The organism is Pseudomonas sp. 05L36 (genome assembly GCF_056398125.1).
Genome location: NZ_JBFTOU010000016.1, coordinates 123,369 through 141,383, shown reverse-complemented (window position 1 = coordinate 141,383; position 18,015 = coordinate 123,369). Strand labels below are relative to the sequence as shown.

At 58.5% G+C, this 18,015-nt stretch carries 15 protein-coding genes; 1 reads left to right on the top strand and 14 read right to left on the bottom strand.

Translation table 11 applies throughout. The features are described 5' to 3' along the window. Positions 1-4 precede the first annotated feature (4 nt). From AC1DKH_RS18315 to msuE, 3 genes are read right to left on the bottom strand one after another with little or no spacing between them, the layout of a single operon-like run. A complete protein-coding gene (locus AC1DKH_RS18315) occupies positions 5-1,168 on the bottom strand; it encodes an AMP-binding protein (RefSeq protein ID WP_477798850.1) in 1,164 nt (387 codons plus the stop codon). 15 nt (positions 1,169-1,183) lie between these two features. After that, positions 1,184-2,284 (bottom strand): dimethylsulfone monooxygenase SfnG, encoded by a 1,101-nt coding sequence (gene sfnG / locus AC1DKH_RS18310; protein ID WP_477798849.1) that lies wholly within the window; start codon positions 2,282-2,284, stop codon positions 1,184-1,186. Positions 2,285-2,330: 46 nt separating this feature from the next. Continuing rightward, entirely contained in the window at positions 2,331-2,894 is a 564-nt protein-coding gene (gene msuE / locus AC1DKH_RS18305) for an FMN reductase (RefSeq protein ID WP_477798848.1), read from the bottom strand. A gap of 391 nt (positions 2,895-3,285) precedes the next feature. Here msuE and AC1DKH_RS18300 point away from each other — a divergent pair, with 391 nt between their 5' ends. After that, positions 3,286-4,524, top strand: a complete 1,239-nt coding sequence (locus AC1DKH_RS18300; RefSeq protein ID WP_477798847.1) for an acyl-CoA dehydrogenase family protein — start codon at positions 3,286-3,288, stop codon at positions 4,522-4,524. Positions 4,525-4,856: 332 nt separating this feature from the next. On the opposite strand, the gene AC1DKH_RS18295 is transcribed toward AC1DKH_RS18300, so the two are convergent. The 11 genes from AC1DKH_RS18295 to arsB form a co-directional block, all read right to left on the bottom strand. After that, positions 4,857-5,945, bottom strand: coding sequence for a YaaC family protein (locus AC1DKH_RS18295; protein WP_477798846.1), 1,089 nt, complete (start codon positions 5,943-5,945; stop codon positions 4,857-4,859). Positions 5,946-6,554: 609 nt separating this feature from the next. Next, positions 6,555-6,905 (bottom strand): copper-binding protein, encoded by a 351-nt coding sequence (locus AC1DKH_RS18290; RefSeq protein WP_477798845.1) that lies wholly within the window; start codon positions 6,903-6,905, stop codon positions 6,555-6,557. Beyond that, complete coding sequence (locus AC1DKH_RS18285) at positions 6,902-10,060, bottom strand: efflux RND transporter permease subunit (protein ID WP_477798844.1); 3,159 nt, start codon at positions 10,058-10,060, stop codon at positions 6,902-6,904. The genes AC1DKH_RS18290 and AC1DKH_RS18285 overlap by 4 nt, the downstream gene beginning before the upstream one ends. Then, on the bottom strand, positions 10,057-11,541 hold the full coding sequence (locus AC1DKH_RS18280) for an efflux RND transporter periplasmic adaptor subunit (protein ID WP_477798843.1): 1,485 nt from the start codon (positions 11,539-11,541) through the stop codon (positions 10,057-10,059). The genes AC1DKH_RS18285 and AC1DKH_RS18280 overlap by 4 nt, the downstream gene beginning before the upstream one ends. Next, the gene (locus AC1DKH_RS18275; RefSeq protein ID WP_477798842.1) at positions 11,538-12,794 is read right to left on the bottom strand and encodes a TolC family protein; all 1,257 of its coding nucleotides are present in this window, start codon (positions 12,792-12,794) and stop codon (positions 11,538-11,540) included. The genes AC1DKH_RS18280 and AC1DKH_RS18275 overlap by 4 nt, the downstream gene beginning before the upstream one ends. 100 nt (positions 12,795-12,894) lie before the next feature. After that, entirely contained in the window at positions 12,895-13,236 is a 342-nt protein-coding gene (locus AC1DKH_RS18270; RefSeq protein WP_477798841.1) for a hypothetical protein, read from the bottom strand. A gap of 202 nt (positions 13,237-13,438) precedes the next feature. Further along, positions 13,439-14,659, bottom strand: coding sequence for an organoarsenical effux MFS transporter ArsJ (gene arsJ / locus AC1DKH_RS18265; RefSeq protein ID WP_477798840.1), 1,221 nt, complete (start codon positions 14,657-14,659; stop codon positions 13,439-13,441). 9 nt (positions 14,660-14,668) lie between these two features. Beyond that, positions 14,669-15,673, bottom strand: a complete 1,005-nt coding sequence (locus tag AC1DKH_RS18260) for an ArsJ-associated glyceraldehyde-3-phosphate dehydrogenase (protein ID WP_477798839.1) — start codon at positions 15,671-15,673, stop codon at positions 14,669-14,671. A 23-nt stretch (positions 15,674-15,696) separates the two neighbouring features. Then, positions 15,697-16,209 (bottom strand): cyclin-dependent kinase inhibitor 3 family protein, encoded by a 513-nt coding sequence (locus tag AC1DKH_RS18255; RefSeq protein WP_477798838.1) that lies wholly within the window; start codon positions 16,207-16,209, stop codon positions 15,697-15,699. Positions 16,210-16,221: 12 nt separating this feature from the next. Beyond that, a complete protein-coding gene (gene arsH / locus AC1DKH_RS18250) occupies positions 16,222-16,938 on the bottom strand; it encodes an arsenical resistance protein ArsH (RefSeq protein WP_477798837.1) in 717 nt (238 codons plus the stop codon). Then, on the bottom strand, positions 16,931-18,004 hold the full coding sequence (arsB, locus tag AC1DKH_RS18245) for an ACR3 family arsenite efflux transporter (RefSeq protein ID WP_477798836.1): 1,074 nt from the start codon (positions 18,002-18,004) through the stop codon (positions 16,931-16,933). The genes arsH and arsB overlap by 8 nt, the downstream gene beginning before the upstream one ends. Positions 18,005-18,015 lie beyond the last annotated feature (11 nt).

The following is an 18,015-nucleotide window of genomic DNA, read 5'->3' as shown; positions in this document are numbered from 1 at the left end:
CTTGTCAGGCCGGTTGCGTGCTGTCTTCGATCCAGCCGTTGACCAGCGGAGCTGGCCACGGCGCGGGGCGGTGCCACTGAGCCGGATCCGGCCAGGTGCGTACCTCAATAGCCAACGCCTGGAAAAACGCCAGGGTTGGCGGTGCAAGTGCCTCGCCCACCAGCAACGGCGCACGGGTACGAGAAAAGCCGAGGACATCGCGCAACGGCCGGCGGATCAGCCAATACCCCAGGTGCCGTTGCAGCGCACCGGGGTGCGGCACCAGCGCCCAATCCACCATTCGTCGGCGCCAGCTGCCTGGCTCCGGCAAGCGGGCCAGGACCTGGTTATGCAGGCGCTGGTAGGTTTCCCGGGTGCCGGCCACCAGCGTCGGGCCCAACTCACGACGGTCCTGGTCACGAGTCGACAGGTTCTCCGGAAAGTTCAGGCGAAAGCCGGCAATCAACCAAGGCGCCAGCAAATAACGCGCTTGACCGCCCGCGGCAAACGCTCGCGCCGCCAGGGCTTCGTCCTGCCGCCCCAGCTGCTCGCTATGCACCAGGCGCCGGCCTTCCAGTAGCAACTCGGCGTGGCTGATGCGCTGCTGCTCGATGCCCTGCCCCGCGTCCAAACGATAGAAAGCAAAGGCTGTGCGCTCGGCGCGGGCCTGGGGCTCCAGCCGGTGATCGCTGCCTTGCTGCTGCAGTTGTGCGAACGCCAGGGTGTCACAGGCCTGACTCACCTCAGCCAGGCCGCGGCCGTCGGCGTAAATCAGCAGCCTGGGCGCCAGTCCGGCGGCGCGCAGGCGCTGAATCTCCTCATGACCTTCGGCGAACACCCATTCACTGTGCAGCTCACGCAGCAGCAGCACCTGCGCGGCCGCAGCTTCCAGCGGATCCAACAGCGCGGCCACGCCGCCCAACCACTGTGCCGCCAGGGCAGCGATCAATGCCTCCGGCCGCGGGCGGCTGACAATCACCAAAGTCGCACCAGGCACAAAACCACGCGCCTGCAAGGCCGTGGACAGACGTTGAACCTCAGCGGCCAGTTGGCGCCAGGTAAGCACCTGCCACACCCCCAGGCGCTTATGGCGCAGGGCGACGCCCGTCCCTTGCTGACGTGCCTGCTGTTGCAGCCACTGCGGCAAGGTACCCGCGGCGGGTTGCGGGTTATCGGTGAATGTCGGCATGACCTTTCCCGTCCCTTACGCCAGTGCCGCAGCTTTGGTCGACACCGCCTCGCGCTCCAGCTCACGCACCAGCGGCAACACCTTGCGGCCGAAGTACTCCACCTCCTCCTGAAAGTGCAGGAAGCCACTGAGCACCAGGTCCACGCCCACCGCCTTGAGTGCGACGATGCGTTCGGCAATCTGCGCAGGCGTACCGATCAGGTTGGTCTTGAAACCATCGTTGTACTGCACCAAGTCTTCGAAGGTGGACTTGGCCCAGTTGCCTTCGCCTTCCGGGCTTGCGGCACCGGCGTTCTTCGCCTCGCTGCCGAAACCGTTGACGGCCTCTGGGTCGGCCTTGGCGATAATTTCCTGCAACACCGCGCGGGCCTCGGCCTCGGTTTCACGGGCGATGACAAAGGCGTTCACCCCTACTTTCACCGAGTGGCCATTGATCGCGGCCTTGGCCCGAATGTCGTCGACCTGGGCCTTGATGCCTTCGACAGTGTTGCCGTTGGTGAAGTACCAATCGGAGACCCGCGAAGCCATGTCCCGCGCCGCGCGCGAGCTGCCACCCTGGAAGATTTCCGGGTGCGGTTGCTGCAGTGGCTTGGGTTTGAGGGTGTAGTCGTGGAAGCGGTAGAAATCGCCATGAAAACTGAAGTTGTCCTGGGTCCAGATGCCCTTCAGCGCCTGGATGAATTCTTCCGAGCGACGATAGCGCTCATCGTGGTCCAGCCATGGCTCGCCAATGGCGCGGAACTCGCCCTTGAACCAGCCCGACACGATATTCACCGCGACGCGACCGTTGGTGAACTGGTCGATGGTGGCCAACTGCTTGGCCGCCAGCACCGGACTCCATGGGCCAGGCAGGATGGCCGCGATCACCTTGAGCTTCTCGGTGGCGGCCAACAGTGCGTGGCTGATGGTCACCGATTCGTGTTGGTTTTCGGCGCCATAACCGGCGGTGAAGCGGATCTGTGACAAGGCGTATTCGAAGCCGGCCTTTTCGGCGATTTGCGCCAGCTTGCGGTTGTAATCGATGTCCCAGCCAGTGCGCTGTTCGATCTTGCTGACCACAAGGCCGCCACTGACGTTGGGAACCCAGTAGGCAAACTTGATGTTGTCCTGGCTCATTGCATGTACTCCATTGATTCGTTGAAGTGAGGGTTGACCGGGGACGTCAGGCTGCGCTGGCGTCCGGTTGAACAGTCGGATTGAGGCTCAGGACCGCCGACTCGACAGCGCGCTCGATGCGTTCGAGCAACTGCGGGCTGGTGATCTGGTAGTCGGTGAAATCGGCTTCGGCGGCATACACACCGATGGGCAAGTTCAGGGCCTGGAAAAAGCCGAACAGCGGGCGCAACTGGTGATCGATGATCAGGGCGTGGCGGTCCGAGCCACCGGTAGCGGCCAGCAACACCGGCACGTTGTTCAACGCCTGGTGATGGACGAAATCGAACAGGTGCTTGAACAGTCCAGTGTACGAGGCGCGGTATACCGGGCTGGCAGCAATCAGCAGGTTGGCCGTTTCAATGGCCTGCAGATCGGCCTCGACCGCAGCGGGCAAGTCTTCACGGCGCAGCACCCCGGCAAACTGCGGGCCGACCTCGGACAACTCGATCAGGTGCAGCTCGATCGACAGTTGTTGCGCAAGACCGGCGATCAGCGCCTTGAGCAGCACCAGGGTGCGCGTAGGCCGCTGCACGCTCCCGGATACCGCGACCACTTTCAGTGTGTTGCCCATTGCCTGTCCTCGTGGTGGCAGAGGCCACCGCGGCACCTGCACCAGGACTAGAGCAGCAACCGTGCCACTTCAATAAATCAATATAAATCAACTAGTTATGAAGTTTTCGTAAAACGCCGCAGTGTCGTCCAACACACAGGCTGTTGATCAACTGTTGCGTTCACAACAGTTGTCTCTTGGCGTTTGGCACGAAGCCCCGCCCGGGCCGCTGTTGTCGGGCGGTCAGCGCTTCAACAAGTTGCCCGGCAGGCGACAGGAATGAGCGCCGTTGACACCCCGCACGCCCTGTAAAACGGCTTCTACAGCGCCAGGCACGACCTGTGCACTGACAGCAGTACGCAACAGATCGACCGCTCTGTTGCTTCTCTTGCCTTCCATAAGGAGCTGCACCATGACAGTCCAGCAACAACACCTGCCACACCCCCTCTCCACCGGTACCGACTACCAGGCCCTGGCCGAGCGCTTCCGGCCGATATTTGCACGCATCGCCGCCGGCGCACTGGAGCGCGAGCAAAGCCGCAGCCTGCCCTTTGAACAGGTGAAATGGCTGAAGGAAGCCGGCTTTGGTGCTGTGCGTGTGCCGATCCAGTACGGTGGCGCTGGCGCTTCCCTGCCCCAGCTGTTTGAGTTGCTGATCGAATTGGCCGAAGCGGACTCCAATTTGCCACAGGCGTTGCGCGGTCACTTTGCCTTTGTCGAAGACCGCCTCAATGCCCAGGTCGACGCACCACAGGACACCTGGTTCAAGCGCTTTGTCGAGGGTGATCTGGTGGGCAATGCCTGGACCGAAATCGGCAGCGTCAAGATCGGCCAGGTCGGCACTCGCGTCTCGCGCCTGGGCGAACACTGGGTGGTCAACGGCACCAAGTACTACAGCACCGGTAGCATCTTCGCCGATTGGATCGACCTCTATGCCCAGCGCGATGACAACGGTGCCGACGTGATTGCCGCCGTCCGCGTGCAACAACCGGGCATCACGCAGAGCGACGATTGGGATGGCTTTGGCCAGCGCACCACCGGTAGCGGCACCTCGGTATTCGAAAACGCCGTGGTGGAGCCCGAAAACCTGCTCGACTTCGCCACCCGCTTCAAGTACCAGACGGCCTTCTATCAACTGGTGCTGTTGGCGGTTCAGACCGGTGCCGGCCGTGCCGCGGTGCACGACATCACGCAAGAAGTGCGCAAGCGCACGCGCATCTTCAGCACCGGCAATGCCAGCCACGTCAGCCAGGACGTCCAGGTGCAGCAAGTGGTGGGAAAGGCATCGGCGCAGGTCTACGCCGCACACGCCACCACCCTGCGCGCGGCGGCCGCCTTGCAGGTGGCGTACGAAAGCCGCTTCGCCCATGACGAAGTCGCCGAACGCGAGGCCAACATCGCCGCCGAACTGGAATCGGCCCAGGCCCAAGTGGTGATCGCCGACCTGGTACTGCGCGCCACCAGTGACCTGTTCAACGCCCTCAGCGCCTCGGCCACCAGCACCGGCAAGGCCCTCGATCGTCACTGGCGCAACGCCCGCACCGCGGCCTCGCACAACCCGCTCATCTACAAGGAACGCATCATCGGCGACTGGGAAATCAACGGCACCGAACCGCCCTACGTCTGGCAGATCGGCGCTGGATCGAAGTAAGCCGACATCACGCGGGTGCCAGATACCCCAGCACCTGCATCCGATCGGCCAGCGACGAAGCACGGGGCAGCAACGCGTCTGGCGTCTGGCTCGTCGCTACGCCCAGGAACCAACGTTCCTGGGCGCGGCTCTGGATACGCTCGATACCGCGATGCAGCAAGCTGACCTGCCCACCCAGTGCCTGGGCGCAATCCTAGACACTCAAAACCTCAGGAGGGAAGAGAAAGACCAGACGCCGCCACTGGACCCCTGCTGCCTCAATCGGATAGGTAGGCTTCCCGAATGTATCAACTGAAAGCGGATGGAGGAACGCTCAAGATCGTCAGCCCCCCCTAGGAAAAAAACGAGCCGGGTTGATGTACAGAGATCGACTGACCGGTAATTTTCTCCAGAAACTGTTCTGGAAGAATGCGCTCAACTGCTGAGAGGAACGTCTCGATCAGTGACCTGAAATGATCAAGCTCCCCTTCCTGTATCTGCCGCCATAGGCTTGGACGATAGCGAACCAGAATGGACAACGCATAGAGCAACACCAAACATGTCGCTCGATACTCATTTATCGTTCCAAAGAGAGGCAGCATTAGCGCATGTCTTTTAAACGGACTGTGATGTAGCTGAAGTGCATCCCACCAAATACTCGACTCCGGATGATCAATTGCCACACGGAAATGGCTTGCTGATGACCTAGACGAAACTTGGATGATCTCGCGAATTGCCCCAGGAAAAGCAGCAATATCATCCGCAGTCATTCGCCCAGACTCATCTATCAAAAGAGCGTAGGTCGTCGTCGCACGGTGGTGCCGACCATTACTTTCTTGATCGTATGCAGGAGTAACCCAAGAAGGTTTACCTTCAAATATGTCCTCAAAAAGATCCGCAACCTCAGGTATCCGAGAAAACAGCTGTTCCATCGTAAGCCAGCTTTCAACGGGCAGTGCTTTCAGTGCATCCAGACCGTCTGGTTTCCGTTTGGCAGCGACAAGTGAGTTTGCAGACATCGATTTAACCCAACTTGGGAAAAAACCCGAGACAAGCGCGCCAATGGCCAAACTCTCAAATCGGTCATCTAAGCCATCATGGGTATAAAGGCCATGCCCTTTTTTGGTTGTTGCCTCCAACTCTGAAAGGGTTTGAGGACCACCTGGTGAAGCAAGCATCTCGGCAAATGCGAACGACATTGTGCCGTAATACAGATTGAGTACACGTTGACTGACATTTCTTCGATCAATGGCACTGAAATAATCGGTGGCATTTCGGAGCGCGAAAGCAACGCCCTCTCCCTTTGACACAATGGTCGACGGCTCAAGACTTAGGCTTTCAAGTTGAGCGCGACGGTCGACCATCTTTCGAGCAAGAGTCGCACTTTTTAACTGAGCAAGCCTCGCCCAGACTGCTTCTATCGGAGTTTCTGAAAGCAGCACTCGCCTCGGTGCCTGCAACTCTTCAATGCTCGTCTCTTCTGCTTTCGTTGTCGTAGGAGCAAACTTTCCAGTGCTGCTTTCACGGTTCCATTCGATGAGAAGGGGTTGAAAATCGTCAATCGGCTTAACGGGAATGGATACCCCAAAGCGAATGACTCAACCATGTACGGCTGTCCGTTAAAAAAGATAACGGACACCTCTCCAGCCAGTTGCTTGTATACATTGTTGCTCGTCGCTGACGAATAGAGTACTGCGGCCGAACGCTCCGCCCCGCCTCTAGACGCCTTTACGACCACATACTCTCCTGCGGCAACCTCACGGACTATGGACGCTTCCCAGCCATGTCCGACTAGCTTATCAAGCATATTTCTTTTCACTGCGTCCCGCAGAATATCTAAGCGCGCCTTCCATCCGCTGTCTTACATATGCCTTCTCCATGCTCTGTCTTTCTACTAAACACTATCGCAGCTTCAGTCATAGCATTGATTGATCGAATCCACAGCCAATAACGGCCATTCACGCTACGTTACTGAATAATTGGTTTTCGTAAAAAGCGGGTGGCAGAAGCCGACGCGACATTGCGCTCCGGCTACTTCCATTACCGCCATTTCACTTTTTGATGGATACAATCGTGGCTCGGCCACCCTCTAACCGAAAGGAAAACGACACTCGGTCTCCGGCTGTCAGCCCTTTCAATTGATCCTCCGTTACGGAAAAGGCCATGGTCATCGGTGGCCATTGCACAGCTGGAACAGCGCCGTGAGCGATGGTCACCGTATGCTTCGTAGTATCGATAGCCTTGATCGTTCCGTCGGCGGTGGCGACTGGAGCCTGCTTTGTTTCTTGCTTCATCTGCATGCCCTCCATACCGTCCATTTTCATGCCCGTCATGTCCTCAGCCAAGGCAGAAAAAGACAGCGTAACGACGGTGCTGGCAGCTGCAATCAGGGTCAGTTTCATACGACTTTTCCTTGAGGGGGGTTGGGTTCAACTTGGAGGTGACGGCGACGCATCAGGCGATACGCTGCCGGAATGACAAACAGGGAAAGCAAGGGTGCCGTGACCATACCGCCGACCATGGGCGCGGCGATGCGGCTCATGACTTCGCTGCCGGTGCCGCTGCCCAACAGGATGGGTAACAGACCGGCAATGATCACGGCCACGGTCATGGCTTTGGGTCGAACGCGCTGCACAGCGCCTTCACGAATCGCCGCCACCAGACCGCGCTCAGTGCTGTCGCCGAGGTCTTCACGTTCGGCCCAGGCGTTTTTCAGGTAGAGCAACATAATCACGCCGAACTCGGCAGAAACCCCGGCCAAGGCGATAAAACCGACCCCGGTGGCGACCGACAGGTTGAAGCCCAACAGATAGAGAAACCATGCCCCCCCGGTCAGCGCGAATGGCAGAGTGGCCATGATCAGCAGGGCCTCATCGAATCGGGCAAAAGTCAGGTAGAGCAACACGAAGATGATCAGCAGCGTGGCAGGCACCACCAGTTTGAGGCGTGCGTTGGCCCTTTCGAGAAACTCGAACTGCCCTGAGTAACTGAGGCTCATGCCTGGCTGCAACTTGACCTGCTCATTGACGACCCGGCGTAGATCGGCGACCACCGAGGCAATGTCTCGCCCGCGCACATCGATATACACCCAGCCCGAAGGCCGTGCGTTTTCGCTCTTGAGCATCGGTGGGCCGTCGCTGACCTTGACCTTCGCCACCGTGCCAAGGGTGATCTGGCTACCCAGCGGGGTGTAGATCGGCAGTTGTTCCAGTGCGCCGAGCGAGTCGCGCCACTCCCGTGGGTAACGTACGTTGATCGAGAAACGTGCCAGACCTTCAATGGTCTCCCCGACATTTTCACCACCGATGGCACCGGCCACGATGGACTGCACATCGGCGATGTTCAGCCCGTAACGAGCAGCGGCCTTGCGGTCGATATCCACGTCAATGTAGCGGCCACCGGTCAGTCGCTCGGCCAGGGCCGAACTGACACCGGGCACGTCCTTGGCCACTCGCTCGACCGCCTGAGTCGCGGCATCGATCTCCGTCAGATTGGTGCCGGCAACCTTCACTCCAATGGGGCTCTTGATACCCGTAGCCAGCATGTCGATACGGTTTCGTATGGGCGGTATCCAGATATTGGTTAGTCCAGGGACTCGTACCACTCGATCCAGTTCTTCCACCAATTTTTCCTGGGTCATGCCTGGGCGCCATTGCTCGTGTGGCTTGAATTGAATGGTGGTTTCGAACATCTCCAGCGGTGCCGGATCGGTAGCGGTTTCGGCACGGCCTGCTTTACCGAAGACGTGTTCAACCTCTGGAACGGTCTTGATCAGGCGGTCGGTCTGTTGCAGCAACTGCGCCGCTTTCTGCGCCGACAATCCCGGCAGGGCTGAAGGCATATAGAGCAGATCGCCCTCGTCCAGCGGGGGGAGAAACTCGCCGCCCAAGCGCGACATTGGCCATAGCGCACTGACAAACACCAACAGCGCCACTAGCATTGTGATCTTTGGTCGACGCAAGACTGCGTCCAGGGCTGGCTGATAGATCCGAATCAACCACCGGTTCAACGGGTTCTGTTGTTCACCGGGGATTCGTCCCCGAATCCAGTAACCCATCAGCACGGGCACCAAAGTCACTGACAATCCCGCCGCTGCGGCCATGGCGTAGGTCTTGGTGAAAGCCAATGGGCCGAACAATCGCCCTTCCTGTGCTTCCAGGGTAAAAACCGGAATGAACGACAGGGTGATGATCAACAAACAGAAGAACAGTGCTGGGCCTACCTCCGCTGCCGCTTCAGTCATCACGTGCCAATGATGCTCACCTTTCAGTTCCTCCCCAGGATTGGCCGCGTGCCAGGCCTCAACCTTCTTGTGGGCGTTCTCAATCATCACCACGGCGGCATCGACCATCGCGCCAATGGCGATGGCAATCCCGCCCAAAGACATGATATTGGCGTTGATCCCTTGGTAACGCATGACGATGAAGGCAATCAACACACCAACCGGCAGGGAGATGATCGCTACCAGCGACGAGCGTAAGTGCCAGAGGAAGATCCCGCAAACCAGCGCGACAACGATGAACTCTTCGATGAGCTTGTGGCTGAGGTTTTCCACAGCGCGGTCGATCAGCTTGCTGCGGTCGTAGGTGGTGACGATTTCCACCCCAGCCGGCAAACTGCTTTTCAGTTCGTCGAGTTTGGTCTTGACCGCCGCAATGGTCTCGCGAGCGTTCTTGCCGCTGCGCAAAATAACCACGCCGCCGACAGTCTCGCCCTCACCGTCGAGTTCGGTGATGCCGCGCCGCATTTCCGGACCCAACTGGATCGTGGCGACATCGCCAAGGGTCACCGGCACACCACCCGCACCCAACTTGAGCGGGATCGCCCGAAAGTCATTGAGCGTCTTCAGGTAGCCGGAAGCGCGCACGATGAACTCGGTCTCCGCCATCTCCAGCACCGCACCACCCGTTTCCTGATTGGCCTTGCCGATAGCGTCGGTCACCTCCGTCTGGGTGATGCCAAGGCTGGCCAGTTTGAGCGGATCAAGCTGGACCTGGTATTGCTTGACCATGCCTCCCACCGTAGCCACTTCTGCAACGTTGGGCAGGGTCTTGAGTTCGAACTTGAGGAACCAATCCTGAAGTGCGCGTAGCTGCGCCAGATCGTGTCCGCCACTGCGATCCACCAGTGCGTACTGGTAGATCCAGCCCACCCCCGTCGCATCCGGTCCCAACGCCGGCTTGGCGCCAGCCGGCAACCGACTTTGTATTTGGCTCAGGTACTCCAACACCCGCGAGCGAGCCCAGTACAAGTCAGTGCCGTCTTCGAACAACACGTATACGAAGCTGTCGCCAAAAAAGGAATAGCCGCGTACGGTCTTCGCCCCCGGCACCGAAAGCATGGTGGTGGCCAATGGATAGGTCACCTGATTTTCGACGATTTGCGGCGCTTGTCCTGGGTAAGGGGTGCGGATGATCACCTGCACATCCGACAGGTCCGGCAGCGCATCGATAGGCGTGTTCTGAACCGACCAGATCCCCCAGGCCGTGACGAAAAGTGTCGCCAGCAACACCAGAAAACGGTTGGCCACCGACCAACGAATGAGGGCAGCAATCATGGCTGGCTCCCCGATTTGCTCAGGCGCTCAACGCGTAAACCATCATCGGTCTGGCTCACCGCGACCCGAACCTTGTCACCAGCCTTGAGGCCCTGCATCAGTGCCGGACTGGCGAGAGGGAACGTCATCGTCATGCCAGGCATGCCCAACGTCTTGAAGGGGCCATGGGCAAGCGTGACGTCTTTACTGTTGATCTCAACGATCTGCCCGTCAGCCTCATGAAGAGCGGAGGCTGCTGCACGTGGCGGTGACATTTCCATTGAACTGGCGACAATGCCTTTGAGACTGGCCTCCGAGTCGAGCAGGAACTGGCCAGAGGTCACCACCTGCTGCCCTTCTTCCAGCCCTTTCAATATTGCCGTCTTGCCGTCGTTGTCCTGTCCCAACTGCACCTCTACCGGGCGGTAGCGACCAGCGTCTTCAGCGAGCATTACCAAGGCACGTCGGCCGGTGCGAATGACGGCCTCGCCTGGCACCCACAACACATTTTGCTCCGTCAAACGGTTGAGGCTTACCTGCGCGGTCAAACCTGGTCTGAGATGGCCATCCGGGTTGGGCAACTCGACACGAACGCGAAGCGTGCGGCTGTCCGGGTTGGTTTCAGGCAGAATTGCGCTGACAGTGCCCTTGAGTACAACCCCCGGGAAGGCCGGAAAGTGCGCTTCGGCCGCTTGCCCCATGACGATTGATCCAGCCTCTGACTCTGGAACGGCTACGGCCAACCAGACACTACTCAAACCATTGACACGTGCCAGCGTCTCGCCGGCGACTACCGTCATACCCTCGCGCACATTAAGCTCTTGCAGTACACCGCTGATGGGGCTGGTGAGGGTCAGGTTCGGTTGGACTTTTCCACTGCGTTCTACCTGGGCGATTAACGCAGCCGGCATCCCGGTGAGCCGCAATCGTTGGCGGGCGGCCGTCAGCAAGCCAGCATCGCCATTGCGCTTGAGGGCAAGAAACTCCTCCTGGGCCGCAGCCCACTCCGGTACCAGGATATCCGCCAAGGCGGCATTGGTTTTGAGCACATCGCCAGGAGCACGGGCATAAACCCGCTCAACAAATCCCGCAGTACGGGCCTGAATGACTGCAACGTCTCGCTCGTTGAACGCCAACACACCGACTACGTCCAGGCTCGAGGCAAACACTCCACGGCTGACTGTAGCCAGTCGCACACCGAGATTCTGAGTCAGGCTCGGATCAATGCGCACGGTCGCACTATCCCCTTTGGCATCGGCGTACTGAGGGACCAGTTGCATGTCCATGAAGGGGGACTTGCCCGGCTTATCGAACTTTTGCTGCGGGTACATGGGGTCGTACCAATACAGTGCTTTGCGTTCGTCCGGTGAATTGAGGCTTTGTTCCAGGGCGGTAACAGGTACTGCGCTCACGCCCTGGTGAGCGAACCAATAACCACCGGCAACACCCAATGCCAGCGAGATGCCTACCAGCAATGCCCCGTTCCATTTTTTAAGGATCATTGGCTGGACTCCCCATAAGCAAAATACAGACGCGCACTGGTCAGCGCCCGCTGCTCTTCCACCTCGATCTGTTTGAGGCGCGCTTCGATGAGTTCACGTCGGGCGGCAACAACGGCGTTTAAATCGCCTTTACCGGCACGATAACTGGCCATGCTGAGTTCGACCTTTTCCTTAGCCAGCGGCAACAGACTTTCCTGGTTTCGGCGCACGGCACGATTCAGGCGCTCATAGTCAGCCAGTTCGTTTTCCAGTTGCTGAGTGTGCTCGCGTGACAGGGCATCGCGCTCAGCCTCAAGCTGACTGAGTTCAGCCTGTTTGGCTGCGATTTTGGGATTTTGCCGAGAGTCAGGAAACAGCGGTAGATCCCAGGAAAATTGCACACTGACCATGTCGCCAAACTCACGGCCACGGCGCTGGTAATCCAGTTCCCAGCTCCAGTCCGACTGTTTTTCCGATACGGCTTCACGAACCTTGGCTTGCGCTTCGCGGGTCATCGGCGCAAACGCTGCCAACTCGGGGTGGTGTTGCAGTTTATGGGCGTAGCTTGAGGTATCGACAGGCCACTCCGGCAAGCTGCCCACAGGCTTATCGTTGGCGGCGGAGCCAATCCAGCGTTTGAGGGCCGCTCGGGCCTGCGCTCTCTGGAGAACCAGATCGTCCTGCTGCTCCGCCAGTTGAGCCGCTTCTTGCTTGGGCGTCACCGCATCGGCGGGTTGAGCGCGGCCACCGGCAATCTGGGCGCGGACGGTATCGGTCAGCAGGCGGTTTTCTTTGTAGAAGTCCTGGAACAGCGCATCTTTGCGCTCAACCGAGTAGCTGCTGATCCAGGCCAACGCCGTGGACTGGCGTACCTTCAGGCGTTCGACCCGACGCTCTGCCGCAGCTCGATCAACGGCTGCATCGGCGACCTCAATACGCGCGTTGCGCTTGTCGCTGTTGGGCATCTCTTGCCTGACCCCGACCATTTGCATGGTCATGAAATCCTGGTCAATGCTCCAGCGATCCGGGCCGCCGATGGGGTAGTTCTGCACACCTGCCAGCAACTTGGGGTCAGGTAATTCACCCGCTGGAATTGCCGCACTGCTGGCAGCCTGAATTTTGGCGTCTTGTGCGGTCAGCGAAGGTGCATTGTTTTCGGCCAGCCGCAACGCTTCATCGAGTGTCAATGCGTCAGCGAGGCTCGGCAATGCCAGTACGCTTGCCGCCAGACCGGCCATGAGGGACCAACCTGTGCAATAGCACTTGGAGTTCATGTTTACGATTCCTGTGATCATCCACTGCACGCGTCAAAAGACATACGCGCAGCTAGTCCATCCCGCTAAATGCGGAATGAGGCTCAATATGGAACAGGAATCAAACGCGAGGCGGTCGCCATACCCCGGACGGGGTCTGTACGGGTAAGGAATCACTGAAGAAGGAAAGCACTACGGGGCTGAACACGGTGACAGGAGGCTTGAGGATCGAGACTTGCAGCATGCCGCCGGTCTTGCATTCCTGGCCCGGCTTGCAGGGTTTGCCATGCTCTGTCGGGCTTTTCATATCGTTGCAGCAGTCCATCTCCATGTCGTCCATCATGGCCATGCCCATCGTCTTCATTGGGCAAGGCTCTGTCGGTGCCTGAACGCCCGCCATCCCGCTGAGGGGAAGCGTCAAGCTAATCATGAAGATGATACAAAACCGCAGATAGCGTTTCATGGGCTGGAGTGTAGTCGCTGCAAATGGCTCTTACAATTGAATGCATGGTCTCAATGGCCTCCCGACGGCCCTGATTCCGGCGATATCACCGTATCTGAATTAAGCCAGCATTATCGCCAATATATGATTTACGGAGCATTGAGCGTGAAGGCGGTATTGGCCGTTTGCAACATAGCGGTAGGTTCCAAACGGCCAAAAACAGTCATTCACTAAGCGCGTGACGTGGCAATGCAACCGAAATCAAAGCTGCGAGCAGCACGAAGGCACTCGATATCCACAAGCACGCTCCCAGCCCATACACCTGAAAAACCCACCCGGAGAGCACCGTGCCTATCAACCGTCCCATGGCGTTCGACATGTAATAAAACCCCACATCGAGCGACACGCCGTCTTCCTTGGCGTAGGAGACGATCAGGTAGCTGTGCAGCGACGAATTCACCGCGAACAACGCACCAAAAACCATTAATCCGCCGAGCAGCACCATCTGCTGCGACAGCCCAGTGTTCAGCCCGAGAGCGATTGCCGCAGGCAGACCCGCCAGTGCCAGTGCCCACAGAAATGCCGCACGACCATCCGGTACGTGCCCACGCTTCTTTCCAGTGATGTGGGGCGCGAAGGATTGCACGATGCCGTAGCCAATCACCCAGGCCGCCAGGAAGCCGCCAACCTTCCAGAAGTCCCAGCCGAAAACACTACTCAAGTACACCGGCAAGGCCACCACGAACCAGACATCGCGGGCACCGAACAGGAACATCCGCGCCGCTGAGAGGATATTGATCGCCCGGCTCTTGGACAGGATGTCGCGAAATTTGGGCTTGGCTTTCGCTTTGCCCAGGTCCTTCTTCAACAGGATCAGACTGCTGATCCAGATCAGCGCCAGGACACCCGCCATGGCCAGCAAGGCGCCTTTGAAGCCGATCAATGCCAGCAAGGCTCCGCCAAGAAAGAAGCCGACACCCTTGAGTGCGTTCTTCGAGCCGGTGAGGATCGCCACCCACTGGTAGAGCTTGCCCTGCTGCCCATCCGGGACCAGAAGTTTGATCGAGCTTTTGGCACTCATCTTGTTCAGGTCTTTGGCAATCCCCGACAGCGCCTGAGCGCCCATCACCCACGGGATGGTTAGCCAGGCTACCGGAACTGTCAGCATCACCAGCGCCGCGACCTGGAGACCCAGCCCGATGTTCATGGTTCGGTTCAGGCCTAGCCGGGCGCCGAGGTAGCCACCCACCAGGTTGGTGATCACGCCAAAGAGTTCGTAGAACAGAAACAACGCCGCGATTTGCAGTGGACTGTAGCCCAACGCGTGAAAGTGCAGCACCACCAACATGCGCAAGGCGCCATCGGTGAGGGTGAAGGCCCAGTAGTTGCCCGTCACGAGCAGGTACTGCCGCACTTCCGGAGCGAGGGCTGACAATGCTTTCATGACCGCTCCTTAGACTGCCAGACCGACCATTTTCGCCAGTTCGACGGTGCGGTTGGCATAGCCCCACTCGTTGTCGTACCAGGCATAGAGTTTGACCTGGGTGCCGTTGATGACCATGGTCGACAGCGCATCGATGATCGATGAGCGCGGGTCGGTGCGGTAGTCAATGGACACCAGCGGACGCTCCTCGAAACCGAGGATATCTTTCAGTTCATTCTCGGAAGCGTCCTTGAGGAACTGATTCACCTCTTCGACCGTGGTGGCGCGCTCGACTTCAAAGACACAGTCAGTCAGCGAAGCGTTGGCCAGTGGCACACGTACAGCGTGACCATTCAGGCGCCCACGCAACTCCGGGAAGATTTCGGCAATGGCGGTGGCCGATCCGGTGCTGGTTGGGATCAAGCTCATTCCGGAGGCACGCGCACGACGCAGATCCTTGTGCGGCTGATCGAGAATGCTTTGGGTGTTGGTCAGGTCATGGATGGTGGTGATCGAACCGTGGCGAATGCCCAGCTTCTCGTGGATCACTTTCACCACTGGCGCCAGACAGTTGGTGGTGCACGAAGCGGCAGTAACGATGCGATGTTCAGCAGGGTCGAACAGGTGCTGGTTAACGCCCATCACCACGTTCAAGGCACCTTGCTCCTTGACCGGTGCGCAGACCACCACACGTTTCACGCCTTGGTCGAGGTAAGCCTGAAGCACCGCGACGGTTTTCATCTTGCCGCTGGCTTCAATCACCAGATCGCAGCCCGACCAATCTGTGTCGGCAATCGCCTTGTTGGCCGTTACTTTGATCCATTTACCGTCGATGACGACGCTGTCGCCTTCTGCGCTGGCTTCGTTGTGCCAACGACCATGCACAGAGTCGAAGTTGATCAGGTGCGCATGGGTTACTGCATCGCCTGCCGGATCGTTGATCTGCACGAATTCGAACTCCGGCCAGTTCCAGGCGGCTCGCAGCGCGAGGCGACCAATCCGTCCAAAACCATTGATGCCAACTTTGATAGTCATGTTGTTGTGCTCTGTATCTATTGTCAGTGGGAGTTCGACTGGGTGTCGAACTGGCCGATGTATTCAATGTGGGCAGGATGCTGAATAGCGCGCGGGCGCAGCGACTGAACATCGCGGATGGCATCGCTGAATGGCACACCGCTCTCGATCAACAATTGAGCGGCGACCAATCCGGTACGACCCGAGCCGCCCTTGCAATGAATGGCGATGGTTTTCCCTTCGGTCAGCAGCTGCTTGAGTCGCGGATGGTGTTGCGCCCATGCGGCTTTGAATGCTTCGCCAGGAGCTTGATCATCTTCTACTGGCAAGTGAAACCACTCGATGCCAAGCATCTGACACTCTTCGGGCAGCAGGTCGATCTCGTTCTGGAGCAGCTCCTCGGTCGGCATCAGCGTCAGCAAGGCCGATGCCCCCGCATCCTTGAGGGTCTGCAACGCCTCAAACGGCTTGGTGCCCTTCGTGCCTGGGCACGGGGTAAAGATCAATTGGCCACTGAACTGTGTCAGGGGCAGTACTGAATATGGGTGTTGTTGCACAGTAAAAAATCCTCAGATGGAGCGCTGATCAACACGTTTCATGAGTTCTTCCGCCGACTCCTTGCGCTCGGAATAACGATCAACCAGATAGTCCTGACGGTCGCGAAGCAGCAGCGTGAATTTCACCAACTCTTCCATCACATCAACGACACGGTCATAGAACGGAGAAGGTTTCATCCGGCCGTTGTCGTCGAATTCCATATAGGCCTTCGGTACGGAGGATTGGTTAGGGATGGTAAACATGCGCATCCAACGACCCAGCACTCGCAGCTGATTGACCACGTTGAACGACTGCGAGCCGCCGCACACCTGCATCACGGCGAGGGTTTTACCCTGGGTCGGGCGGACCGCGCCCATTGCCAGTGGCACCCAGTCGATCTGAGCCTTGAAGACGGCACTCATTGAGCCGTGACGTTCTGGAGAGCACCAGACCTGCCCCTCGGACCACAGCATCAGCTCGCGCAGTTCCTTCACACGTGGGTGATCGTCAGGTGCATCATCTGGCAGCGGCAAACCTGACGGATTGAAAATCCGCGCCTCGGCGCCGAAGTGCTCCAGCAGCCGAGCGGCTTCCTCTACCAGCAGACGACTGAAGGAGCGCTCACGGGTCGACCCGTACAGCAGCAAAATGCGCGGCTTGTGGATGGAGGTCTTTTCGATACCAAGCTTGTCTGCCGATGGGAGATCAACCAGTTCGGTATCAAGTTGGGGGATATGGTCATCAAACATAGTCTTTGTCCTGCGCAACGGCGCTGTTGGATTCATCGAACCAGCGGCGTTTCAGCCAGAGGGCAACAGCGACCAGGGAAATCAGTACCGGCACTTCCACCAGCGGGCCAATCACCGTGGCGAAAGCGACCGGGGAAGCCAGGCCGAAGGTGGCAATGGCCACGGCAATCGCCAGTTCGAAGTTGTTGCTTGCGGCGGTGAAAGCCAGTGCAGTGGTGCGTGGGTAATCAGCTTTGAGCAATTTGCCCATCCAGAAGCTGATGAAAAACATCACGACGAAGTAGATCGTCAGAGGAATCGCGATGCGCAATACATCCAGCGGCAATTGCAGCACCACATCACCCTTGAGGCTGAACATGGCCACGATAGTCAACAGCAGTGCCACCAGCGTCAGCGGGCTGATCTTGGGAATGAAACGCTCCTGAAACCAGACTTCACCTTTACGGGCGATAAGGATCTTGCGAGTCAGGAAGCCCGCCAGGAACGGCACACCCAGGTAGATCAGGACCGACTCGGCAATATTGACAAAGCTGGTCTCAATCACGCTGCCTTCCAGCCCGAACAGGGGCGGCAACAGCCCCAGGAAAATCCAGGCATACAGACTGAAAAACAGGATCTGGAAGATGCTGTTGAACGCGACCAGCCCGGCAACGTATTGATTGTTGCCTCCCGCGATCTGATTCCAGACCAGCACCATCGCGATGCAACGAGCCAAACCGATCAGGATCAGGCCCGTCATATATTCCGGTTGGTCTCGAAGGAAGATGATCGCCAGCGCGAACATCAACACCGGGCCGATGACCCAGTTCTGGACCAAAGACAAAACGAGGATGCGCTTGTCCTTGAAGACTTCCGGCAGTTCTTCATAACGAACCTTGGCCAGAGGCGGATACATCATCACGATCAAGCCGATAGCGATGGGGATGTTGGTGGTGCCCACAGAAAGACTGTTGAGCCACTGCGGCCAGCCTTCGAACAGGCTCCCCAAACCGATGCCCAAGGCCATGGCGAGAAAAATCCACAGGGTCAGGTATCGGTCCAGGAAGGAAAGGCGGCTTTTACTCATGATCATTGCTC